The 517-nt window shown below is 57.1% G+C and carries 1 protein-coding gene; it reads left to right on the forward strand.

What is annotated here, in order from left to right:
- A partial coding sequence (locus CXR03_RS17990; protein WP_146070573.1) for an ABC transporter substrate-binding protein occupies positions 1 to 517 on the forward strand: 517 nt, incomplete at both ends.

Consider the following 517-nt stretch of genomic DNA (forward strand, 5'->3'; position numbering starts at 1 on the left):
GAACGATGCAGACGTTGAGACGACAAAGGGTCTCGTTATCGACGGAGAGCAGATCGCTGCGCAGGACGTCTACGACAAGGCCAAGGGCCAGACTTTGAACCTCTATACGGGATATCCCGAGGCGAATGAAAAGACCTTCATCGAGGCCTTCACGAAGGACACAGGAATCCAAGTCAACATGGTCCGGCTTCAGCCGAACCGACTGTCGGAGCGGGTTCTCTCGGAGCAGGGAGCCGACATGCTGAGCGCCGACGTCGTACGTATTTCCGACTATCGGCTTGCGGATGGTTTCAGCCAAGCTGGTGTCTGGCGTCCCTATACGGTTCCAGGCTCAGAAACGTTCGAGGAGGTCGTCATCAACTCCGGCGATTTCACTCGAACCCACAATGCCGTATATACGTTCGGGTACAACTCCCAGCTGGTGAAGGACGAAGACGCACCGAAGAGCTGGGCAGACTTTGTCGACCCCAAATGGGCTGGCAAGATCGGTGTCGTCCAGGGCAATTCCGGCGCCGGT

Origin of the sequence: Arthrobacter sp. 08Y14 (assembly GCF_002929455.1) — a bacterium.
Taxonomy (GTDB): domain Bacteria; phylum Actinomycetota; class Actinomycetes; order Actinomycetales; family Micrococcaceae; genus Arthrobacter_B; species Arthrobacter_B sunyaminii.